The organism is Citrobacter sp. CFNIH10 (assembly GCF_002934585.1).
Lineage (GTDB): Bacteria > Pseudomonadota > Gammaproteobacteria > Enterobacterales > Enterobacteriaceae > Citrobacter_A > Citrobacter_A amalonaticus.
Genome location: NZ_CP026216.1, coordinates 817,443 through 839,569 on the forward strand (window position 1 = coordinate 817,443; position 22,127 = coordinate 839,569).

Annotated in this window: 27 protein-coding genes; 8 read left to right on the forward strand and 19 right to left on the reverse strand. The window is 52.6% G+C overall.

The window, feature by feature from the left end:
- Positions 1-43: 43 nt before the first annotated feature.
- The 7 genes from rpsG to fkpA form a co-directional block, all read right to left on the reverse strand.
- Positions 44-514: a 30S ribosomal protein S7 gene (gene rpsG, locus C2U53_RS07360; protein WP_042998382.1), complete on the reverse strand. Its 471-nt coding sequence runs from the start codon at positions 512-514 to the stop codon at positions 44-46.
- Positions 515-610: 96 nt separating this feature from the next.
- Positions 611-985 carry a 30S ribosomal protein S12 gene (gene rpsL / locus C2U53_RS07365; protein ID WP_000246815.1) on the reverse strand — a complete coding sequence of 125 codons (375 nt, stop codon included), beginning with the start codon at positions 983-985 and terminating at the stop codon, positions 611-613.
- 125 nt (positions 986-1,110) lie between these two features.
- The gene (tusB, locus tag C2U53_RS07370) at positions 1,111-1,398 is read right to left on the reverse strand and encodes a sulfurtransferase complex subunit TusB (protein ID WP_042998383.1); all 288 of its coding nucleotides are present in this window, start codon (positions 1,396-1,398) and stop codon (positions 1,111-1,113) included.
- A gap of 7 nt (positions 1,399-1,405) precedes the next feature.
- Positions 1,406-1,765 (reverse strand): sulfurtransferase complex subunit TusC, encoded by a 360-nt coding sequence (gene tusC / locus C2U53_RS07375; protein WP_042998384.1) that lies wholly within the window; start codon positions 1,763-1,765, stop codon positions 1,406-1,408.
- On the reverse strand, positions 1,765-2,151 hold the full coding sequence (tusD, locus tag C2U53_RS07380) for a sulfurtransferase complex subunit TusD (protein WP_042998385.1): 387 nt from the start codon (positions 2,149-2,151) through the stop codon (positions 1,765-1,767). The genes tusC and tusD overlap by 1 nt, the downstream gene beginning before the upstream one ends.
- Positions 2,151-2,873 (reverse strand): transcriptional regulator, encoded by a 723-nt coding sequence (locus C2U53_RS07385; protein ID WP_042286247.1) that lies wholly within the window; start codon positions 2,871-2,873, stop codon positions 2,151-2,153. Before C2U53_RS07385 ends, tusD begins: the two co-directional genes overlap by 1 nt.
- 166 nt (positions 2,874-3,039) lie before the next feature.
- Positions 3,040-3,867 carry an FKBP-type peptidyl-prolyl cis-trans isomerase gene (fkpA, locus tag C2U53_RS07390; RefSeq protein WP_104445761.1) on the reverse strand — a complete coding sequence of 276 codons (828 nt, stop codon included), beginning with the start codon at positions 3,865-3,867 and terminating at the stop codon, positions 3,040-3,042.
- Positions 3,868-4,090: 223 nt separating this feature from the next.
- On the opposite strand from fkpA, the gene C2U53_RS07395 reads away from it, so the two are divergent.
- Positions 4,091-4,309 carry a protein SlyX gene (locus tag C2U53_RS07395; protein WP_042998387.1) on the forward strand — a complete coding sequence of 73 codons (219 nt, stop codon included), beginning with the start codon at positions 4,091-4,093 and terminating at the stop codon, positions 4,307-4,309.
- A gap of 197 nt (positions 4,310-4,506) precedes the next feature.
- Here C2U53_RS07395 and slyD read toward each other — a convergent pair whose 3' ends face one another.
- The 4 genes from slyD to kefG form a co-directional block, all read right to left on the reverse strand.
- Complete coding sequence (gene slyD, locus C2U53_RS07400; RefSeq protein ID WP_042322804.1) at positions 4,507-5,103, reverse strand: peptidylprolyl isomerase; 597 nt, start codon at positions 5,101-5,103, stop codon at positions 4,507-4,509.
- A gap of 94 nt (positions 5,104-5,197) precedes the next feature.
- Complete coding sequence (locus C2U53_RS07405; protein ID WP_042998388.1) at positions 5,198-5,398, reverse strand: YheV family putative zinc ribbon protein; 201 nt, start codon at positions 5,396-5,398, stop codon at positions 5,198-5,200.
- Between the two features lie 9 nt (positions 5,399-5,407).
- Entirely contained in the window at positions 5,408-7,213 is a 1,806-nt protein-coding gene (kefB, locus tag C2U53_RS07410) for a glutathione-regulated potassium-efflux system protein KefB (RefSeq protein ID WP_044263783.1), read from the reverse strand.
- Positions 7,213-7,764, reverse strand: a complete 552-nt coding sequence (gene kefG, locus C2U53_RS07415; RefSeq protein ID WP_042322810.1) for a glutathione-regulated potassium-efflux system ancillary protein KefG — start codon at positions 7,762-7,764, stop codon at positions 7,213-7,215. Before kefG ends, kefB begins: the two co-directional genes overlap by 1 nt.
- 136 nt (positions 7,765-7,900) lie before the next feature.
- Here kefG and C2U53_RS07425 point away from each other — a divergent pair, with 136 nt between their 5' ends.
- Genes C2U53_RS07425 through C2U53_RS07440 form a run of 4 tightly spaced genes read left to right on the forward strand, consistent with a single transcriptional unit; the run spans position 7,901 to position 11,969 of the window.
- Positions 7,901-9,802: an ABC transporter ATP-binding protein gene (locus C2U53_RS07425; RefSeq protein ID WP_090050284.1), complete on the forward strand. Its 1,902-nt coding sequence runs from the start codon at positions 7,901-7,903 to the stop codon at positions 9,800-9,802.
- A gap of 5 nt (positions 9,803-9,807) precedes the next feature.
- Positions 9,808-10,824 carry a hydrolase gene (locus C2U53_RS07430; protein WP_080721655.1) on the forward strand — a complete coding sequence of 339 codons (1,017 nt, stop codon included), beginning with the start codon at positions 9,808-9,810 and terminating at the stop codon, positions 10,822-10,824.
- Between the two features lie 2 nt (positions 10,825-10,826).
- The gene (locus tag C2U53_RS07435; protein WP_042998391.1) at positions 10,827-11,045 is read left to right on the forward strand and encodes a YheU family protein; all 219 of its coding nucleotides are present in this window, start codon (positions 10,827-10,829) and stop codon (positions 11,043-11,045) included.
- 54 nt (positions 11,046-11,099) lie between these two features.
- The gene (locus C2U53_RS07440; protein WP_042998392.1) at positions 11,100-11,969 is read left to right on the forward strand and encodes a phosphoribulokinase; all 870 of its coding nucleotides are present in this window, start codon (positions 11,100-11,102) and stop codon (positions 11,967-11,969) included.
- 99 nt (positions 11,970-12,068) lie between these two features.
- Here C2U53_RS07440 and C2U53_RS07445 read toward each other — a convergent pair whose 3' ends face one another.
- Positions 12,069-12,473: an OsmC family protein gene (locus C2U53_RS07445; protein ID WP_042998393.1), complete on the reverse strand. Its 405-nt coding sequence runs from the start codon at positions 12,471-12,473 to the stop codon at positions 12,069-12,071.
- Between the two features lie 307 nt (positions 12,474-12,780).
- Here C2U53_RS07445 and crp point away from each other — a divergent pair, with 307 nt between their 5' ends.
- Together crp and C2U53_RS07465 are read left to right on the forward strand one after the other, a co-directional pair.
- Positions 12,781-13,413, forward strand: a complete 633-nt coding sequence (gene crp, locus C2U53_RS07460) for a cAMP-activated global transcriptional regulator CRP (RefSeq protein ID WP_000242758.1) — start codon at positions 12,781-12,783, stop codon at positions 13,411-13,413.
- 51 nt (positions 13,414-13,464) lie between these two features.
- The gene (locus tag C2U53_RS07465) at positions 13,465-15,552 is read left to right on the forward strand and encodes a YccS/YhfK family putative transporter (RefSeq protein WP_104445762.1); all 2,088 of its coding nucleotides are present in this window, start codon (positions 13,465-13,467) and stop codon (positions 15,550-15,552) included.
- 42 nt (positions 15,553-15,594) lie between these two features.
- On the opposite strand, the gene C2U53_RS07470 is transcribed toward C2U53_RS07465, so the two are convergent.
- The 7 genes from C2U53_RS07470 to ppiA all read right to left on the reverse strand — a co-directional run bounded on the left by C2U53_RS07470 (position 15,595) and on the right by ppiA (position 20,408).
- Positions 15,595-16,086 carry a hypothetical protein gene (locus C2U53_RS07470; protein ID WP_104445763.1) on the reverse strand — a complete coding sequence of 164 codons (492 nt, stop codon included), beginning with the start codon at positions 16,084-16,086 and terminating at the stop codon, positions 15,595-15,597.
- Positions 16,083-16,838 carry a hypothetical protein gene (locus C2U53_RS07475; protein ID WP_210437021.1) on the reverse strand — a complete coding sequence of 252 codons (756 nt, stop codon included), beginning with the start codon at positions 16,836-16,838 and terminating at the stop codon, positions 16,083-16,085. Before C2U53_RS07475 ends, C2U53_RS07470 begins: the two co-directional genes overlap by 4 nt.
- Before the next feature lie 228 nt (positions 16,839-17,066).
- On the reverse strand, positions 17,067-18,287 hold the full coding sequence (locus C2U53_RS07480) for an aspartate aminotransferase family protein (RefSeq protein ID WP_104445764.1): 1,221 nt from the start codon (positions 18,285-18,287) through the stop codon (positions 17,067-17,069).
- An 85-nt stretch (positions 18,288-18,372) separates the two neighbouring features.
- Complete coding sequence (gene pabA / locus C2U53_RS07485; RefSeq protein WP_104445765.1) at positions 18,373-18,936, reverse strand: aminodeoxychorismate synthase component 2; 564 nt, start codon at positions 18,934-18,936, stop codon at positions 18,373-18,375.
- Positions 18,937-18,967: 31 nt separating this feature from the next.
- Complete coding sequence (locus tag C2U53_RS07490; protein WP_042998398.1) at positions 18,968-19,570, reverse strand: putative adenosine monophosphate-protein transferase Fic; 603 nt, start codon at positions 19,568-19,570, stop codon at positions 18,968-18,970.
- Complete coding sequence (locus C2U53_RS07495) at positions 19,560-19,727, reverse strand: YhfG family protein (RefSeq protein ID WP_044263790.1); 168 nt, start codon at positions 19,725-19,727, stop codon at positions 19,560-19,562. The genes C2U53_RS07490 and C2U53_RS07495 overlap by 11 nt, the downstream gene beginning before the upstream one ends.
- A 108-nt stretch (positions 19,728-19,835) precedes the next feature.
- Complete coding sequence (gene ppiA / locus C2U53_RS07500; RefSeq protein ID WP_042998400.1) at positions 19,836-20,408, reverse strand: peptidylprolyl isomerase A; 573 nt, start codon at positions 20,406-20,408, stop codon at positions 19,836-19,838.
- 265 nt (positions 20,409-20,673) lie between these two features.
- Here ppiA and tsgA point away from each other — a divergent pair, with 265 nt between their 5' ends.
- Positions 20,674-21,855, forward strand: coding sequence for an MFS transporter TsgA (gene tsgA, locus C2U53_RS07505; RefSeq protein WP_044253471.1), 1,182 nt, complete (start codon positions 20,674-20,676; stop codon positions 21,853-21,855).
- Positions 21,856-22,127 lie beyond the last annotated feature (272 nt).

The window sequence follows — 22,127 nt, forward strand, 5'->3', positions numbered from 1 at the left end:
GCTTACTGGAAGCGCCCGCCTGGTGACTAAAACTCCGAAGGGATTACCAACGGTAGTGTGCGAACGCCTTGTTGGCTTCGGCCATACGGTGAACGTCTTCACGTTTCTTAACTGCAGTACCTTTGTTTTCTGCAGCATCGGAAAGTTCGTTCGCCAGGCGCAGAGCCATGGATTTATCACCGCGTTTACGAGCAGCTTCAACGATCCAACGCATTGCCAGGGCATTACGACGAACCGGACGGACTTCAACTGGTACCTGATAAGTAGAACCACCAACGCGGCGAGACTTAACTTCGACAGTCGGGCGCACGTTTTCGAGAGCTACTTCGAAAGCTTCCAGTTCAGATTTACCAGAACGCTGAGCCAGGGTCTCCAGCGCGCTGTATACGATTGTTTCGGCAGTAGATTTTTTACCATCTACCATCAGGATATTTACAAATTTAGCCAGCAGTTCTGATCCGAACTTCGGATCCGGCAGAATTTTACGCTGACCAATGACGCGACGACGTGGCATGGAAATACTCCGTTGTTAATTCAGGATTGTCCAAAACTCTACGAGTTTAGTTTGACATTTAAGTTAAAACGTTTGGCCTTACTTAACGGAGAACCATTAAGCCTTAGGACGCTTCACGCCATACTTGGAGCGAGCTTGCTTACGGTCTTTAACGCCGGAGCAGTCAAGCGCACCGCGTACGGTGTGGTAACGAACACCCGGGAGGTCTTTAACACGACCGCCACGGATCAGGATCACGGAGTGCTCCTGCAGGTTGTGACCTTCACCACCGATGTAGGAAGTCACTTCGAAACCGTTAGTCAGACGAACACGGCATACTTTACGCAGTGCGGAGTTCGGTTTTTTAGGAGTGGTAGTATATACACGAGTACATACACCACGTTTTTGCGGGCATGCTTCCAGCGCAGGCACGTTGCTTTTTGCAACTTTGCGAGCGCGTGGTTTGCGTACCAGCTGGTTAACTGTTGCCATTAAATAGCTCCTGGTTTTAGCTTTTGCTTCGTAAACACGTAATAAAACGACCTCATACAATATGAGGACGCCGAATTTTAGGGCGGTGTCGAAAAGGTGTCAAGAAATATACAACGATCACACAATCACCAGGCCATCTGGCTGGCGTGCTTAACCGTAAGTCTGACGAAGTCAGTATAGTCAACCCTGACGACACTGTCTGAAATTTGACCACCCAAACCCCGAGCGTCAATGTCTTCTTTCAGTGCATATACCGTTATGGGGGTGTTTTGCAGGCTTTCAAGGAAGCGACAGCCTTCGACTGCGGCGGTAACGCCATCCTGGAGCAACAAAAGTTCATCCCCTTCTGCAAGCAGGCGCAGGATTGCAGAGAAATCAGAGTGCCACGCGGAGCGGTGTAAAGTATGCAGCATGAAAACCTCAGAATCTCAGGATGACATCGTAGTTGCCCAGTTCACGACGCAGCGCGTCTGGTTCCAGCGGCGTCGTCTCAACGACAAAACTGGCCCCTTCTTCGAGTCCACGCTCGCGCAGCGAGGCGGCGCATAACCAGCACTGTTCGATATCGTACAATCCCAGCAGTTTGAAGGTCGCAATATAGTTGCGGGCCAGAATCACATCCGGCTTTTGTTCCTGCAGGATCTGAAAGACGCCATCACCTATAAAGAAGACGCCGATCTCTTCTGTTAACGCCGACGTCGCCAACAGCGCGTCCAGCCCTTCACGGCCAGAAGCACTACCGTGCGGCACGGTGGAAAAGACAAAGGCAATACGTTTCATCAAAACTGTACCACGCGATCGCAGGTCAATGAGGCTTGTGCCAACGCGCCCAGTCCGCTGAGGGTAAAACCCGGCTGCAGATTGGCGGACGCCAGTCCCAGTCGGCCCGCTTCAGTTTCATCTACCACACCGCGGCGCAGCGCCGCCGCCACACAAATGTTCAGCTCAACGCCATGCTGTGTATTCATCTGTTGCCATGCCCGGACCAGATCAAATTCATCACTGGCCGGAGAGGTCAACTGGTTGGCGTTATACACCCCTTCCCGATAGAAAAAGACGCTGCTTAACGTATGGCCTTCTTCAAGCAAAGCCTGAGCAAACTGCAATGCGCTGCTCGCCTGCTGGGTACCATACGCCGGACCGGTAACCACAATGGCAAAACGCATTACTTATCTTGCCCCTGAAAGTCGCCGCTCTTGAACTGGCGAATATAGAGGTACACGGTGTGCTTGGAGATGTTCAGACGATCGGCGACCTGATTGATGGCATCCTTAATATCGAAGATACCCTTCTCATACAGATTCAGGACGATCTGGCGGTTCTTGGCATTATTGGAGACATTACGATCGGCGTTCACCTCTTCAATGGTGAACTCCAGCGTCTGCGTCACCAGATCTTCCACGGAAGAGGCGAAGTTTACAGACGATCCCACTTCCGGGGTCTCCGGGGGAATAAAGGTATTCATGATCTGCGAAAACGGGACATCAAGGTTCATGTTGATGCACAGCAGACCAATCACACGATGCTCGCGATTGCGAATGGCAATCGTCACTGACTTCATCAGAACGCCGCTTTTCGCACGGGTAAAGTAGCATTTGGAGACGCTGCTATCTGCACCGGTCATATCGTGCAGCATCCGTAACGCAAGGTCAGTAATCGGCGAACCGATTTTTCGTCCCGTATGTTCGCCGTTGGCAATGCGAATGGCGGAACATTTCAAATCCTGCAAAGAGTGCAAAACGATTTCACAGTGGGAACCAATGAGCATCGCTAACCCGTCCACCACCGCTTCGTAGGATTTCAGAATATCAAAGTCGGTTTGATCGAAAGGACGTTGATCCAGTAAATCAAGCTCACTGGTTTCGTTGGTTAAAAGCGACCTGGACATGAAAAAAAACACTCCTTTTCAGGAGCCTGTCGTTATGTTTTCAGGGCAGGCTCATTAATTTTTTGGATGATTAAATTAATACAGTGGTGGTTCCACTTTCCACTATTAATTATATCCGGCCTGCACAAAAAAAACCGCCGCTCTGTTCGGCGGCGGTTCTCAGTTTTTATTTTTTAGCGGCATCTGCTGCTTTTGCATCAGCTTCAGCTGCTGCTTCTGGCTTGGCATCCGCCTTCGGTGCTGGCTTGATGTCCAACAGTTCTACGTCGAATACCAGCGTGGAGTTAGCCGGGATCCCCGGAACGCCGGTTTTACCGTAAGCCAGTTCTGGTGGGATGACCATCTTAATCTTCCCACCTTTCTTAATGTTCTTCAGACCTTCAGTCCAGCCAGGGATCACACCGTCCAGACGGAAAGAGAGCGGTTCGCCACGGGTGTAGGAGTTATCAAACTCTTTACCGTCGATCAGCGTACCTTTGTAGTTCACCACCACCGTGTCGCTGTCTTTCGGCGCTTCGCCTGTACCGGCTTTCTCAACTTTGTAGAGCAGTCCAGTCGAAGAGGTCTTCACATCTTTCTCTTTCGCAAACTTGGTGCGGAACTCTTTACCTTTGGCTTCGTTGTCAGCCGCGTCTTTTTCCATCTTCGCCTGGGCGGAAGCTTTCACACGTGCTTCAAAAGCCTGCAGAGTCTGCTCGATTTCCTGGTCAGACAGTTTGCTCTTATTAGCAAACGCATCCTGCACACCGGCGATCAGCTGGTCTTTGTCCAGTTTGATGCCCAGTTTTTCCTGTTCTTTCAGGGAGTTTTCCATATAGCGACCCAGCGATGCACCCAGTGCGTAAGCCGATTTCTGGTCGTCATTTTTGAACGCAGCTTTGCTGTCAGCAGCGGCGGCGGCCGGTTTTGCGGCGTCCGCTGCGAAGGTGATCGGGGCGTGCAGAGTAACGGCCATCGTGGTCGCCAGCAAAGTGACTTTAAACAGTGATTTCATCCATATCTCCAGGGCCGGGGCATCTCACCCCATGGTTAACTTTACTATGAGAAGCGTACTATAAAGCGTTGTTGAACAAATCAACATACGGACATGCCTGATTCTCGCTACTTTTGAGACTCTTTTTGTTTAAATTAGTTTCGATAAGACTGAATCAGGGCTGTGTATTCAGACAAAGTTAAGTAGAATCCGCCGCGACCAGAGACAATCGATGAGGTGAATCATGCAGGACACAACGATGGAAACCCGGCTGGCCGAGCTGGAAAGTCGGCTGGCTTTTCAGGAAATCACCATTGAAGAGCTCAACGTAACGGTAACCGCTCACGAGATGGAAATGGCCAAATTGCGCGATCATCTGCGACTGCTGACGGAAAAGCTCAAAGCGAGCCAGCCTTCCCACATCGCCTCCCAGGCCGAAGAGACGCCACCGCCTCATTATTGAGACGTAAAAAAAGCGGGTTAAACCCGCTTTCTTGTATCCGATGGCACCAACACTTATCGGACGGTCTCATAAATACCCAAAGGATTTCGAGTCACCGCAAGGCGGCAAGCTTGAGCAAGCCCCGGGAGCATAGAAAACTATGTGACCGGGGTTCGAAAGCGCAGCCAACGCTGCGGTGGTTTGAAAGACGACGGGTATTAGTGGCAACCGCAGCCGCCGTTGCCTTTACCGCCGCCACCGCAGCAGCCTTCGCCGCCGTGCTCGTGACCGTGATCATGGCCGTGACCGCCGCAGCAGCCGTCGTGATCGTGGTCATGGTCGTGACCGTGCGCACCGTGAACGTGGCCGTGAGCCAGTTCTTCTTCGGTCGCTTCGCGGATCGCCACAACTTCAACGTTGAATTTCAGATTCTGACCCGCCAGCATGTGGTTGCCGTCAACCACAACGTGGTCGTCTTCCACTTCGGTAATTTCAACCGGTACCGGACCCTGGTCAGTTTCCGCCAGGAAACGCATGCCAACCTGCAGTTCGTCAACGCCCATGAAGACGTCTTTAGGAACGCGCTGCACCAGGTTTTCATCATACTGGCCGTAAGCGTCGTTCGCGCCTACTGCAACATCGAATTTGTCGCCAACATCGTGACCTTCCAGCGCTGTTTCCAGGCCAGAGATCAGGGAACCGTGACCATGCAGGTAGTCCAGCGGTGCACTCACCGGAGACTCATCAACCAACACACCGTCTTCTGTACGTACCTGATAGGCCAGGCTGACCACCAGGTCTTTTGCTACTTTCATGATATCTCCTGAGCGTGGGAAAATTGCTGGCGCAGATTGTAGCGGAAATCTGCACCTGTGTACCCTTTAGCTTAAAAAATCTCGGGCCATATCGCTAGTCTGGATGAAAGATCCCAATCACTTGCTCTTCTTTGCGAACGTGATCGCGGACTTCTTTATCCGCTTCCCGCATCTGATGTCCGCACTTAACGCATTCAACAATATCGATATTATTCTCGCGCCACATCGCCAGAGAATCCTGCGCCTGGCAGGAAGGGCATTTCGCCCCTGCAATAAAACGTTTACGGATTGCCATACTTATCCTCTATTCGAATTCATCCCAGCCATCCAGTTGGCGTCGTTCTTGTTGCATCTCGCGCTGGAAAATCTCCTCCAGCTCGCGTCTGGCTTCTCTGGCGCGAGAGATTTGTACCGTATCAGCATGCATTGGGATGAGCTCCCTCAGCATCCGCATATCCAGCCGGCGGAAATGCAGTTGCGCCCGCTGCGCCTGATGGGGATGCATCCCCAACGACACCAGCGTTTTGCGTCCCAGTTCCAGCGCACTGGAAAAGGTCTCACGGGAAAACTGTGATACCCCTGCCTGTAATAACTCATGCGCTTCAACACGTCCGCGCGCTCGCGCAAGAATATGCAAATGCGGGAAATGCTGCTGACAGATCGCCACCAGCTTCATCGTATCTTCCGGTTCATTACAGGTAATGACGATAGATTCCGCCGCCTCTGCGCCCGCGGAACGTAGCAGATCCACCTGCGTCGCATCGCCGTAATAGACCTTATAGCCATATTTACGCATCAGGTTCACCGCGCTGATGTCCCGCTCCAGCACGGTAATGCGCATTTTATTCGCCATCAGCAAACGGCCGATAACCTGACCAAAACGACCAAAGCCCACTACGATGACCTGCGGCTTATCATCCTCAACCCACGGCATTTCATCTTCTTCATCCGGGCCGTTAAGCTGACGGGACAGCCATTTATCGATAAGCTTCATCAGCATCGGCGTGGTCATCATCGACAACGTGACGGTCACCAGCAAAAGCGCCATCTGATCGCCCTGAAACAACCGCTGCGACGACGCGGTTGAGAACAGCACAAAAGCGAATTCTCCGCCCTGGCTCAACACGCCCGCAAACTGCATTCTTTCAGAACTGCGCAGGCCGTACAGTCGCGCCAGCAGATAAAGCACCAACGTTTTGACCGCCACCAACACCACCACGCTTGCCACAACCCACAGCAGATGGGTATACAGCACGCCCAGATTGAGTGACATCCCGACAGAAATAAAGAAGAGACCCAGCAGCAGTCCTTTAAACGGATCGATCGCGGTTTCCAGCTCATGCCGATATTCGCTTTCCGCTAACAGCACCCCGGCGATAAACGTGCCGAGCGCCATCGACAGCCCCAGCGCATCCATAAACAATGCCGATCCCAGCACCAGCAGCAGCGTGGCGGCGGTAAACACTTCACGCACGCCGGAGGCGGCAATAAACCGGAACACCGGACGCAGCAGATAGCGTCCACCAATCAGCATGCCAGCAAACGCCAGCACCTTCATACCGATCTTCATCCAGTCAAAGTCTTCATCAGCCGAACCGGCTAACAGCGGTACCAGCGCGAGCGCCGGGATCACCGCCAGATCCTGGAACAGCAAAACCGAAAAGCCCAACTGCCCGGATTCGCTGCGATTCATCCCTTTTTCGCGCATCAGTTGTAGTGCCATCGCAGTGGAAGACATTGCCAGGCCTATCCCGCCGACGACCGCCGCAGGCCACGAGAAATCGGTCAACATTAGCAGTCCGGCCAACAGCGCCGCACTCAGCAGAACCTGCGCCGCACCCACGCCAAAGATAGAACGCCGAAGCTGCCAGAGCTTCGACGGGTTCAGCTCCAGCCCAATAATAAACATCAGAAACACGACGCCGAGTTCAGAGAAGTGGAGAATCTCATCTACGTCGCTGATGAACCCCAGCCCCCACGGACCAATAGCAATCCCCGCAAGCAAATAGCCCAATACCGCGCCAATCCCCAGCCGCGATGCCAAAGGCACCGCAGCCACCGCCGCGAAGAGAAACAGCACTCCTGCCAGCATTAAATCGGAACCTTCCATCAGCGGCCTCCCACAGGAACGGGATGAGCAAGCCAGTCGCCATACGCTTTTGCATGGCTTTCCAGCTCCTGCGCGCTTTGTCGTCTGGCCCAGTAGATAATAATGGGACTCAACCAGTGCATCCGGCACATCCCTGCCGTCAGTTCGAATGGCCGTAGTACATCGCTCATCGGATAGCGATTCAGCGCGTCATAGCGATAGGCGCTCTCCGGTTCCCCGGTTGTTATCACGCTCCGCCAGTACTTTCCCGCTAACTGATTTCCCCCGGGGCCGCTGGCAAAGCCACGGCTCAATACGCGGTCCAGCCACTCTTTCAGCAACGCCGGACAGCTATAGGTGTACAGCGGATGCTGAAACACGATCACGTCATGCTCACGCAGTAGCGCCTGCTCATGCGGGATATCGATAAAAAAATCAGGATAGTGCGCGTAGAGATCGTGCACCGTAACGTTGCTGAGCTGCGTGGCCGGCTTAAGCAGTACCCGGTTAGCCACCGAGTCCTGAGATTCCGGATGGGCATACAGCAGCAAGACCTTTGCTGGCTGAGACATCATCCCCCTCCCGGTTTATTTCTGTTTTTGTGTATCGTCGTCGTTTTGGGCTACCATTGCGGCCCGGTGCGGAAAATGGCCCACACCTAACATTATCATAATGATAAATTAACATAGTCTGAACATACGGCGCCTTATGATTGTTTTCTCCTCGTTACAAATTCGTCGCGGCGTGCGCGTCTTACTGGACAATGCCACTGCCACCATCAATCCGGGCCAGAAAGTGGGCCTGGTGGGTAAGAACGGCTGCGGGAAATCTACCCTGCTGGCATTGCTGAAAAATGAAATCAGCGCAGATGCCGGCGGTTTTAGCTTTCCCGGTAGCTGGCAGCTGGCGTGGGTGAATCAGGAAACACCAGCTCTGCCCCAGCCCGCGCTGGAATATGTTATTGACGGTGACCGCGAATATCGTCAACTGGAAGCCCAGTTGCATGACGCTAACGAACGTAACGACGGACACGCCATTGCCACCGTCCACGGCAAGCTGGATGCCATCGACGCCTGGACCGTACGCTCCCGTGCAGCCAGCCTGTTGCATGGTCTCGGTTTCTCTAATGAACAACTGGAACGTCCAGTCAGCGACTTTTCCGGCGGCTGGCGTATGCGTCTCAACCTGGCTCAGGCGCTGATTTGTCGCTCCGATCTCCTCCTGCTCGATGAACCAACCAACCACCTCGATCTGGATGCGGTTATCTGGCTGGAAAAATGGCTAAAGAGCTATCAGGGCACTCTGATTCTGATCTCTCACGACCGTGATTTCCTCGATCCGGTTGTGGATAAAATCATTCATATCGAACAGCAAACGATGTTCGAGTACACCGGCAACTACAGCGCGTTTGAAATCCAGCGTGCCACGCGTCTGGCCCAGCAACAGGCGATGTATGAAAGCCAGCAGGAGCGCGTGGCGCATCTGCAAAGCTATATCGATCGCTTCCGCGCCAAAGCCACGAAAGCAAAACAGGCACAGAGCCGTATTAAGATGCTGGAACGCATGGAGCTGATTGCCCCGGCGCATGTCGATAACCCGTTCCATTTCAGCTTCCGCGCGCCGGAAAGCCTGCCGAATCCGCTCTTGAAGATGGAGAAAGTGAGCGCCGGTTACGGCGAACGCATCATTCTGGATTCAATCAAACTGAACCTGGTGCCAGGATCGCGTATTGGTTTGCTGGGACGTAACGGTGCGGGTAAATCCACGCTCATTAAACTGTTGGCGGGCGAACTCGCGCCGGTGAGCGGTGAAATTGGCCTGGCAAAAGGCATTAAGCTCGGGTATTTCGCCCAGCATCAACTTGAGTATTTGCGCGCGGATGAGTCGCCGTTGCAGCATCTGGTGCGACTGGCGCCACAAGAACTGGAACAGAAACTACGCGATTACCTGGGTGGCTTCGGCTTTCAGGGCGATAAAGTCAGCGAAGAGACGCGTCGTTTCTCCGGCGGTGAAAAAGCGCGACTGGTGCTGGCGCTGATCGTCTGGCAGCGTCCGAACCTGCTGCTGCTCGATGAACCGACTAACCACCTTGATCTCGACATGCGCCAGGCATTAACCGAAGCGCTGATTGAATTTGAAGGCGCGCTGGTGGTCGTATCGCACGACCGCCATTTGCTGCGCTCCACAACCGACGACCTGTATCTGGTGCATGACCGCAAGGTCGAGCCGTTCGATGGCGATCTGGAAGATTATCAGCAGTGGCTGAGCGATGTGCAGAAGCAGGAAAGCCAGTCCGACGAGACGCCAAAAGAGAACATCAACAGCGCGCAAGCGCGTAAAGATCAGAAGCGTCGGGAAGCTGAACTGCGGACGCAAACCCAGCCGCTGCGTAAAGAGATCGCCCGTCTGGAAAAAGAGATGGAGAAGCTGAACGCACAGCTGGCGCAGGCAGAAGAGAAGCTGGGTGACAGCGAACTTTACGACCAGAGCCGCAAAGCCGAGCTGACGGAATGTCTGCAACAGCAGGCCAGCGCCAAAGCCGGGCTGGAAGCGTGCGAACTGGCCTGGCTGGACGCCCAGGAACAGCTTGAGCAGATGCTGAGCGAGTAACGGTGATGACACACGTAATCCTTCACGACCCAGAGATGCCAAATGGCAGCAGTGACGAATTTCGCCCGATGCGCGGTATCAGTAACTGCCATCTACAGACCATGTTGCCGCGTTTGATCCGCCGAAAGGTGAATTTCGACGCCCACTGGCAGCGTCTGGAATTGCCCGACGGCGACTTTGTCGATCTGGCATGGAGTGAAGATCCGCATCAGGCGAAGCACAAGCCGCGCCTGGTGGTCTTTCATGGTCTGGAAGGCAGCCTGAACAGTCCGTACGCACATGGCCTGATTGAAGCGGCAAAGAATCGTGGCTGGCTTGGCGTGGTGATGCACTTTCGCGGTTGCAGCGGCGAACCGAATCGCCTGAACCGTATTTATCACTCCGGTGAAACCGAAGACGGAACCTGGTTCTTAGGCTGGTTGCAGCGGGAATTTGGCCACGCGCCGACGGCCGCCGTAGGCTATTCGCTCGGCGGAAATATGTTGGCATGCCTGCTGGCTAAAGAAGGGAAAAACATCCCGCTTGATGCGGCGGTCATTGTCTCGGCTCCCTTTGTACTGGAAGCCTGCAGCTATCATATGGATAAAGGCTTTTCCCGTATTTATCAGCGCTATCTGCTCAACCTGCTGAAAGCTAACGCATCGCGCAAGCTGGCGGCTTATCCAGGCTCGCTGCCGGTGAGCCTGGCGCAGTTGAAGTCCCTGCGCCGGATCCGTGAGTTTGACGATCTGATCACTGCCAAAATTCACGGCTTCGCCGATGCTATCGACTACTATCGTCAGTGCAGTGCCATGCCCTTGCTCAGCGACATCGCCATTCCGACGCTGATCATTCACGCGAAAGACGACCCGTTTATGGATCATCATGTGATCCCCAAAGCAGAAGATTTACCGCCGCAGGTGGAATATCAGTTAACCGAACATGGCGGGCACGTTGGATTTATTGGCGGGACGCTACGTCGGCCAGAAATGTGGCTGGAATCGCGCATCCCTGACTGGCTGACACCGTATCTGGAGGCCTAATCATGCAAATCCCCTGGCAGGACCTTTCCCCCGAGACGCTGGACAATCTGATCGAAAGCTTTGTGTTGCGCGAAGGTACCGATTATGGTGAACATGAACGTACCCTTGAACAAAAAGTCGCCGACGTCAAACGCCAGTTACAGTGTGGCGAAGCGGTGCTGGTGTGGTCTGAGTTGCACGAAACCGTCAATATCATGCCGCGCAAGCAATTTCGCGAATAACCCGCACGCTATCGGCCGACTATAATAAAAAATCAATTTATTGATGGAGTTAACATGTCTGCCAAACATCCGGTGATTGCGGTAACAGGATCCAGCGGCGCGGGGACCACCACCACCAGCCTCGCGTTCCGTAAAATTTTTGCGCAGCTCAACCTGCGCGCAGCCGAGGTGGAAGGCGACAGTTTTCACCGCTATACCCGTCCGGAAATGGATATGGCGATCCGCAAAGCACGCGACGCCGGACGCCACATCAGCTATTTTGGGCCCGACGCCAATGACTTCGGTCTACTGGAGCAGACGTTTATTGAGTACGGTCAGACGGGCAAAGGCCAGTCGCGTAAATATCTGCATACCTATGATGAAGCCGTGCCATGGAATCAGGTACCGGGGACGTTTACCCCGTGGCAACCCCTGCCGGAACCCACCGACGTATTGTTCTATGAAGGCCTGCACGGCGGCGTCGTCACGCCCCAGCATGAGGTCGCAAGACATGTTGATCTCCTGGTCGGCGTGGTCCCCATCGTTAACCTGGAGTGGATCCAGAAGCTTATCCGCGACACCAGCGAACGAGGCCATTCTCGTGAGGCGGTGATGGATTCGGTGGTGCGTTCGATGGACGACTATATCAACTACATCACGCCGCAGTTCTCCCGCACCCATATTAACTTCCAGCGCGTTCCCACCGTCGACACCTCGAACCCATTCGCGGCCAAAGGCATTCCATCACTGGATGAGAGCTTTGTCGTGATTCATTTCCGTAATCTGGAAGGAATCGATTTCCCCTGGTTGCTGGCGATGCTGCAGGGGTCATTCATTTCCCACATCAATACATTGGTGGTACCTGGCGGCAAAATGGGGCTGGCAATGGAACTCATCATGTTGCCGCTGGTGCAGCGACTGATGGAAGGCAAGAAGATCGAATAAACGATGGGAAGTGCGCGATGGCGCTACGCTTATCGAGCCTACAAATCAGGGATCTGTAGGCCGGACCAGGCGCTAGCCGCCATCCGGCGACAGGAAAAATTACGCCGCAATCACTTCATATGAATGGGTAATGTTGACCGCTTTTCCCAGCATCAGCGCCACAGAGCAGTACTTCTCCGCTGACAGGTCGACCGCACGCGAAACGGCGGCATCTTTCAGATCGTTACCGGTGACAATAAAGTGCAGATTGATGTGGGTGAACAGGCGTGGCGCCTCTTCGCGACGTTCTGACGTCAGTTTCACTTCGCAGTTCGTCACATCCTGACGGCCTTTTTGCAGGATAGAAACCACGTCAATGGCGCTGCAACCGCCCGCTGCCATCAACACCATTTCCATCGGGCTCGGCGCTTTATCACCAGAGTTACCGTCCATCAAAATCTGGTGTCCGGAAGCCGACTCACCAAGGAAGGTTAACCCCTCAACCCATTTAACACGCGCTTGCATATTTTTTAACTCCAGTGCGTCAATTTTCCTGACAGATTACGCGTACATAACAATTCTCGCAACGGAAGGCGACCTCCGTCATGCTGAAGCGAGACACCAGGAGACACACGGCTAAAGCTATGCTAAAACAGTCAGGATGCTACAGTAATACATTGATGTACTGCATGTATGCAGAGGACTTCACATTAAAGGCTGCAGTGAGTTTTTGACAGCCTCTTCCCAGGACGCGGGAAGCACATTTTTGCAACCCCAGAGACAGCGGCATTTTTTGGCTCTGGAGACAGCTTATAACAGAGGATAATCGCGCATGGTGCTTGGCAAACCGCAAACAGACCCGACACTTGAATGGTTCTTGTCTCATTGCCACATTCATAAGTACCCGTCCAAGAGCACGCTGATTCACCAGGGTGAAAAAGCAGAAACGTTGTACTACATCGTTAAGGGCTCAGTGGCAGTGTTGATTAAGGATGAGGAAGGGAAAGAAATGATCCTTTCTTATCTGAATCAGGGTGATTTTATTGGCGAACTGGGCCTGTTTGAAGAAGGCCAGGAACGTAGCGCATGGGTTCGGGCGAAAACAGCGTGTGAAGTGGCTGAAATTTCTTACAAGAAATTCCGTCAGTTGATCCAGGTGAACCCGGATATTCTGATGCGCCTCTCTTCCCAAATGGCTCGCCGTCTGCAAGTCACTTCAGAGAAAGTCGGTAACCTGGCCTTCCTCGACGTGACCGGTCGTATCGCCCAGACTCTGCTGAATCTGGCGAAACAACCTGATGCGATGACTCACCCGGACGGCATGCAGATCAAAATCACTCGCCAGGAGATTGGCCAGATCGTTGGCTGCTCTCGCGAAACCGTTGGTCGTATTCTGAAGATGCTGGAAGATCAGAACCTGATCTCCGCTCACGGTAAAACGATCGTCGTTTACGGCACTCGTTAATCTCATCGGAAATGACGCGCTACCCGCTAGCGCGTCATTTTTGTTTTGCCAATGTGGCGCAGACTGATTTATCACCCAGAAATCAATTATGCACTACGTCAAACGCTGGTGCTCTGTTTGCCCGTGGCCGTCGGACTGATCATCGGGCAGTTACATCTGGGCCTGCTCTTCTCTCTCGTTCCCGCCTGCTGCAACATTGCCGGGCTTGATACTCCGCACAAACGCTTTTTCAAACGTCTGATTATCGGTGCATCGCTGTTTGCCGGCTGTAGCCTGATCATGCAGCTGCTGCTGACGCAAGCGGTGCCGTTACCCCTGATCCTGACCGGCCTGACGCTCACGCTCGGCGTCACCGCTGAATTGAGCTCCCTTCACGCGCGTTTGCTTCCGGCCTCGCTGATCGCGGCGATTTTCACACTGAGCCTCGCGGGAAATATGCCGGTCTGGGAACCGCTGCTGATCTACGCGCTGGGCACGCTGTGGTATGGCTTGTTTAACTGGTTCTGGTTCTGGCTCTGGCGCGAACAGCCGCTGCGCGAGTCGCTGAGCCTGCTGTACCGGGAACTGGCGGATTACTGCGAAGCGAAATACAGCATGCTGACCCAGCATACCGACCCGGAAAAAGCCCTGCCGCCGCTTCTGGTGCGCCAGCAGAAGGCCGTCGACCTCATCACCCAGTGCTATCAGCAGATGCACATGCTGTCGGCGCATCACAATAATGACTATAAGCGGATGCTGCGCGCCTTTCAGGAAGCGCTGGATCTGCAGGAACATATCTCCGTCAGTTTGCATCAACCGGAAGAGGTGCAAAAGCTGGTCGAGCGCAGTCACGCGGAGCAGGTGATACGCTGGACGGCGCAAACGGTCGCCGCTCGCCTGCGCGTACTGGCGGATGACATTCTGTATCACCGGCTGCCGACGCGGTTCACCATGCAAAAGCAGATTGGCGCGCTGGAAAAAATTGCTCATCAGCATCCGGATAACCCCGTCGGGCAGTTCTGTTACTGGCACTTCAGCCGTATCGCCCGCGTACTGCGCACCCAGCGACCATTGTACGCCCGCGATCTGATGGCCGATAAGCAGCGTCGGCTACCGCTGCTGCCGGCGTTGAAAAACTACCTCTCGCTGAAATCTCCGGCACTCCGCAGCGCCGGGCGGATCAGCGTCATGCTCAGCATCGCCAGTCTGATGGGAACCGCGCTGCATCTGCCGAAGCCTTACTGGATCCTGATGACGGTGCTGTTTGTGACGCAAAACGGTTACGGCGCCACCCGCGTGCGTATTCTGCACCGTTCGGCGGGAACGCTGGTGGGGCTGATTATCGCAGGCGTAACACTGCACTTTCATATTCCTGAAGGATATACGCTGGCGCTGATGCTGGTGATCACCCTGGTCAGCTATCTGACCATCCGCAAAAACTACGGCTGGGCGACCGTGGGATTTACCGTCACGGCGGTGTACACCCTGCAACTCCTGACGCTGGACGGCGAACAGTTCATCATTCCGCGATTTGTCGACACGGTGATAGGCTGCCTGATTGCGTTTGGCGGCACCGTTTGGTTATGGCCACAATGGCAGAGCGGACTGTTGCGTAAAAACGCACATGATGCGCTGGAGGCCGATCAGGAAGCGATTCGTCTGATTCTGAGTGACGATCCGCAGGCCACACCGCTGGCTTATCAGCGTATGCGCGTCAATCAGGCGCACAACACGCTGTTTAACTCACTGAATCAGGCGATGCAGGAGCCAGGCTTTAACACGCACTACCTGGCGGACATGAAGCTGTGGGTGACGCACAGTCAGTTTATCGTCGAACATATCAATGCCATGACCACGCTGGCGCGTGAGCATACGATGCTGACGCCGGAACTGGCGCAGCGATATCTGCAATCGTGCGAAATTGCCATCCAACGCTGTCAGCAGCGGCTGGAGTACGACGGGCCGGGCAGTTCGGGGGATGTGAATATTCTGGAAGCGCCTGAAGCGCTCACCCACGGCCCCTTAAGCACGCTGGAACAGCATCTGCAACGCGTGCTGGGGCACCTGAACACAATGCACACTATCTCGTCTGTCGCATGGCGTCAGCGGCCGCACCATGGGATCTGGCTCAGCCGCCGGTTACGGGATAGTAAGAGTTAATAATTTTCGTCATGCCCGCATTTAGCTGCATCGTTCTAATCATCAACTATTGCCATATACATGTTTTATACAATCAGTCGATTGAAGTATAAACTTATAATTATCAACAACAAATTCATTTGATTGATCGCCATCCTCATCAAATTTCAATCTGTCATTATTAAACCTGCCTTCAAAATAATAGATATAGCATTTACCATAGTAGGGTTCCGTTTTTTCGAATGCTGTCTGTAAATCCTTGTTATGAAAAATAAGCGAAACCTCTACTCCAGACAATGAATGTGTACTCGATAATAAAAACCTATCATTCCTTGTCAAAACAGTTTTATAAGCTCTGCTGATATCCTCATTAACTCTGAATATATCATTAGGCTCTGATGCTTTGTTAGCATCCTTCAAAACAGTTGCTTTAAATATTCTATAGCTCGTACACTCACAGGCATACTCCATATCTACAGTATAAATCCCTATTTTTTCCGCAGACGAATCGCAACCACTCAGGAGCAGGATAAAAAAGGAAAATAATCTTGTCATACGAAATCCTTCAAGGTTAACATTCCTTTTTTATCTGTTATTTTTATTACCTTACCATCTTTCCATATAGCTCTTTGCCCATGACGATAATCCTGTTGTTCTCTGGACGTTTTCTTGCCACTATTAATATTTGGATTAGCCTTAGTTGTATGACCGATAACATATCCATTTGCCAGTTCTTCGGAAAGGTTTTTAGTAATACTATCGGTCAACGGATCGGTATCATTACCTGATTTACATCCATGAATTTCAATAATAGCGCCTTCTGGACTGAATTTAGTAAAGTCAATATCGTTAACTGCTCTTGCCTCATCACCTTTGTCATCGCCCAGCCATTTTCGAATACGACCAGCGTACAAACTTGCATTTAAATCGTTATCTTCGATATCTTCACCTGAAAAGCCACCTTTAGGATCAAGCGATGCGCCCTTATACATATAGAGTCCTCTTTCGGTTCCGTGAAAAAGTAAATCAAGTGACTCTATTTTTCCTGTCTTTTGTTCATTAATCTTATCAACTACTGTTTTTGCTGCATCAACAAATATAGCAATGACAATATTATGAGGATACGCTCTCTCATAATCCTTTTTAATGTTTTTAGCCGCAAATTCAAACGCAGAATTATCCCTCGGACTCTTTGAACCACCATAAAATATAAGCCTCACTCTTCTTGTTATTCTTTGCTCAAGCACGCTGCTATCCATTTTCTTCGTCATTCCTGACGTTATTCCTGAAGTCATTCCCTTCACCATGTAATTATCCTCCTTCCATCGCCCATACATTATTATCGTTCAAAAATAACACTCTACCTAAACAATAAGTTATCTTTAAATGCCATATATTATATATATGATTTACAGATTTATAAAAACCAAATGAATATGAAATCTATTAACAACATCCGTTAAAATAACCTCACTAATTTTGAAATAATAAACCCAGGGTGATTTATAACCCTGAGTCTTTATGAGAACGATCAATTAAGCCCTGGCAACCTTCGCGACAGCCTGTGCAAAACGCTGCATCCCTTCGTCGATATCCGCCTCTTCCACCACCAGCGATGGGGCAAAGCGCATCACATCTGGACCGGCATTCAACACCATCACACCCGCGTCGGCTGCCGCATAGAGGAAATCACGCGCACGCCCTTTGTATTGTGATTTCAGCTCGGCCCCAATCAGCAGCCCCATACCGCGAATATCGCTGAACACGTGGTACTGCTCATCAATCTGCTGCAGATGTTGAACGAATCTCTGGCGTTTTGCACTCACGCCTCCCAGAACCTCTGGCGTGTTGATGATGTCGAACGCGGCTTCCGCCACCGCGCAGGCCAGCGGGTTACCGCCGTAGGTCGAACCATGAGAGCCGACATGAAACGCCGAGGCGATTTCCTGCGTCGTCAATACCGCGCTCACCGGGAAGCCGCCGCCCAGCGCTTTCGCGCTGGTGAGGATATCCGGCGTCACGCCATAGTGCATATAGGCAAACAGATCGCCGGTACGCCCCATTCCGCTTTGTACTTCATCAAACACCAGCAATGCCTGGTGCTCGTCGCAGAGCTCGCGCAGCCCTTGCAGGAACTCCGGCGTCGCGGCCAGAACGCCACCTTCTCCCTGTACCGGCTCAACCACCACCGCGCAGGTATGGTCATCCATCACCGCTTTCACCGCATGGAGATCGTTAAACGGTACATGGATGATATCCGCCGGTTTCGGCCCAAAGCCATCGGAATACTTCGGCTGACCACCCACCGTGACGGTAAACAACGAGCGACCGTGGAACGCGTTATGAAAGGCAATGATTTTGGTTTTGAACGGGCTATGGCGCACGCAGGCGTAATGACGCGCCAGCTTGAACGCCGTTTCGTTGGCTTCTGTTCCCGAGTTCATAAACAGCACGCGCTCAGCAAAGGTGGCATCGATTATTTTTCGTCCCAGACGCAGCGCGGGTTCGTTGGTGAAGACGTTACTGGTATGCCAGAGCGTTTCGCCCTGCGCTTTTAACGCATCGACCAGTACAGGATGGCAATGCCCCAGCGCGGTCACCGCAATTCCGCCCGCGAAATCAACATAGTCTTTGCCCTGCTGATCCCAGATCCGGCTGCCTTTGCCTTTTACCGGAATAAATTCCGCCGGTGCATAAATCGGCAGAATGACTTCATCGAAAGTTGCCCGGGTTACTGCCGTTTGTTCAGTTGCCATCTCGTGCCCATCCAGTTATGCAAAAATGAATGTGAAAATATAATCACAAAATATGCATAAAAAATCACACGATAGCAACCACAAATCACCGATTGAGGAAATTTGCCAGCAATTGATGTCCCTGCTCGCTGAGAATACTCTCCGGGTGGAACTGCACCCCTTCCAGATCCCACATCGTATGGCGAATCCCCATAATTTCCTGTGTTTCGCTCCAGGCGGTCACCTCAAAGCAGTCTGGCAGTGTGGTGGGGTCGATGATGAGCGAGTGATAGCGGGTGACGGTAAGCGGGTTAGTTAACCCCTGAAACACGCCCTGTCCCGTATGGTGGATGGGCGACGTTTTTCCGTGCATCACTTTTTCGGCGCGTACGATCGTTGCGCCAAAAGCCTGCGCCATCGCCTGATGCCCCAGGCAGACACCCAGTATCGGCAAACGTCCGGCATAGTGGCGAATCACCTCCAGCGAAATTCCCGCATCATCCGGGGTGCAGGGACCGGGCGAAATGACGATTTTTTGCGGCTGTAGCGCATCGATCTGCGACAGCGTCAATTCATCATTGCGCTTAACCTGCACGTCAGCGCCCAGCTCACAAAAATACTGGTAGAGGTTCCAGGTGAAAGAATCGTAGTTATCGATAAGCAGGATCATGGCGGCTCCGGTCGAGGAAAACCGCGCTATTCTACTCAGTTTCCTCGGCTTCGCTTACCCCTTTACGAAATATCGCCTGCAATGCGCTAAGGTCGCCCATCGCCCCTTCCTGATTCGCCCGACGCCACTCCGCCACCGGCACATCTGCCCAGTGAAGAAGATACCCCGCATGAATAGCCAGCTGTTCGAAGAAAATCCGCTGCGCCATGCCGCTGCCAAGACGAAACGGATGTAGCACGTTGATCTCACAGTAATAATGTGCAAGGCGACTGACGAACTTCTCTTTTGGCAGCCCCATCAGGTAGCCCTCTTCTTCCAGATCCTGCATCAGGGCATTTCCCTCTTTTTCGATGTACGCGAAATGGCAGAAACGGGTATCACCCTGATAGATATCCACTTCACGCAGATGACCCGCCCAGTCAAAGACGTCCTGGTAAAGCTGCCGATGAATCGCGCACAGATGAGGCAAGCCGCGCTTCGCCGGGCCCAGTTCGATAGTCGCCGCTCGTAGTGCAGTCAGTTCATAAGCGGCCTGTTCCAGACGTGCAACCTGGTGGATCCCCAGACGGTTACGCATCACATTCAGTCCGGGGTAAAGATACGGATCGCGGTCGTCGCCGATTTTATCGCTCATAGTGCCTCCGGAGTTCTTCCAGACGCGCCAGCGCCTCTGCGGGATTAAGCGTGACTAACGGACTTTCGACGCCCTCAAGACGGCGGCTGGCCTGGAAATTCACGTTGCGCTGCTGTTCCCAGAGCCGGGATTTTTGCCTGTCGGTGAGTTTTTTCACTTTACGCCTCCCTGATTGATCCGTGTTTGCCACAAGTATAAGCAGCAAAACGCGGTTACGCAGGGAAGATAAAGCAACGCGGGCCTGCAATGCCCGCGCGGGAAAGGATTACGGCAGAACTTTGGCGGAGAGGATAACCACTGGTTTTGACGGCACATTCTGGTAAGGGCCGACATCATGGGTCGGCACCTGGGAAATCTTATCGGCCACCTCCATCCCTTTCACAACTTTACCAAATACGGCATAGCCGAAATCACGCTGGCCGTGATCGAGGAAGGCATTATCGGCCACGTTGATAAAGAACTGGCTGGTCGCGCTGTCTTTATCAGCAGTACGCGCCATCGCGATGGTGCCGCGCGTGTTACGCAAGCCATTATCGGCTTCGTTTTTAATCGGGGGATTAGGTTTCTTCTGCTGCATCTGCTCGGTGAAGCCACCGCCCTGGACCATAAAGCCGGGAATTACACGGTGAAACGTGGTGTTGTTATAGAAACCATTGTTCACATAATCGACAAAGTTTTGCACTGAAACAGGCGCTTTCTGGCTATTCAGTTCCAGTTCAATATTACCTGCAGAGGTCGTCAGCAAAACGTGCGGATCCCCTTTTGCTGCCAGCGCTGCGGGAGAGAGAGCAGAAAGGGCGAAAACAGCTGCAACAGCCGCCAGGGTCGATTTGAGCATGAGATTTCCTTTAGGAGAGCGGTAACAAAAGCCAGTGGTTTGATTCTAAAGAGCCTTCAGGGACAAGGCCATCCCTTTACCTAATTTTACGTACCTGAAACATATGTAACTTCATCAAAGCATTAATTATTGTGACTTACGTCACCTTTAAAAATGTAACAGATCCTGTAATTTCCGATAAAAGTTTAAATGCATCACTAAAAAGCCTAAAATCCGCCCGTTCCCGGCGCCGTCAATGCGCTTTACTTCCATTTACAGGCCAGTCATGACTAACAGCAATCGTATCAAGCTCACATGGATTAGCTTTCTCTCCTACGCCCTCACCGGTGCGTTGGTTATTGTCACCGGGATGGTGATGGGAAACATCGCAGAGTATTTCCAGCTGCCAGTTTCCAGTATGAGTAACACTTTCACATTCCTGAACGCCGGTATCTTGATCTCCATTTTCCTTAATGCCTGGCTGATGGAAATTGTTCCGCTGAAAACGCAACTGCGCTTTGGCTTTATCCTGATGGTACTGGCCGTTGCCGGTCTGATGTTCAGCCACAGTCTGGCTTTATTCTCTGCCGCAATGTTTGTGCTGGGGTTGGTCAGCGGGATCACCATGTCCATTGGTACGTTCCTGATTACGCAGATGTATGAAGGCCGTCAGCGCGGCTCCCGTCTGTTGTTTACCGACTCCTTCTTCAGCATGGCTGGGATGGTTTTCCCGATGGTCGCCGCGTTCCTGTTGGCGCGCAGCATCGAATGGTACTGGGTGTACGCCTGCATCGGTCTGGTCTATGTCGCTATTTTTCTTCTGACCTTTGGTTGTGAATTCCCGCCGCTGGGCAAACACGCGCCGCAAAGCGATACACCCATCGTGAAAGAGAAATGGGGCATTGGCGTCCTGTTTCTGTCTGTCGCTGCGCTGTGTTACATCCTCGGTCAGTTGGGCTTTATCTCCTGGGTACCCGAGTACGCGAAAGGGTTGGGGATGAGCCTGAACGATGCCGGTACGCTGGTCAGCAACTTCTGGATGTCATACATGTTTGGGATGTGGGCATTCAGCTTCATTCTGCGTTTCTTTGATTTGCAGCGCATTCTGACTGTACTGGCGGCACTGGCCACCGTGCTGATGTACCTGTTCATCACCGGGACGCCTGAACATATGCCGTGGTTTATTCTGGCTCTCGGCTTTTTCTCCAGCGCCATCTATACCACTATCATCACCCTGGGTTCGCAGCAAACCCGCGTAGCCTCGCCAAAACTGGTTAACTTCGTCCTGACCTGCGGCACCATCGGCACCATGCTGACGTTTGTCGTCACCGGTCCTATCGTGGCGCACAGCGGTCCTCAGGCGGCCTTGCTCACCGCGAATGGCCTGTACGCTATCGTCTTCGTGATGTGCTTTATCCTCGGTTTTGTGACCCGTCATCGTCAGCATGAGGCCCCGACAGCACAGTAACGTGATTTGCCGGATGGCGATCCTCTTTATAGGCCGGATAAAACGCTACCGCCATCCGGCCTTTTCTCGTTTCTCTTCCCTTCCTCGAAGGATGTAAGGCAGCCAATCTTTAGTGGTAGCCCTCTTCTGCTAAAAACCCCCTCATTTTGTACGTTATTTGTACAATCGCGAAAAGTCTGATATTTCCACAACTTAAGAAAATGCTGTCAAATCAGCAATATACTCCTTAAGAGGTATATAAAGGTGAATTTGATTTGCATCAATAAGTGGGG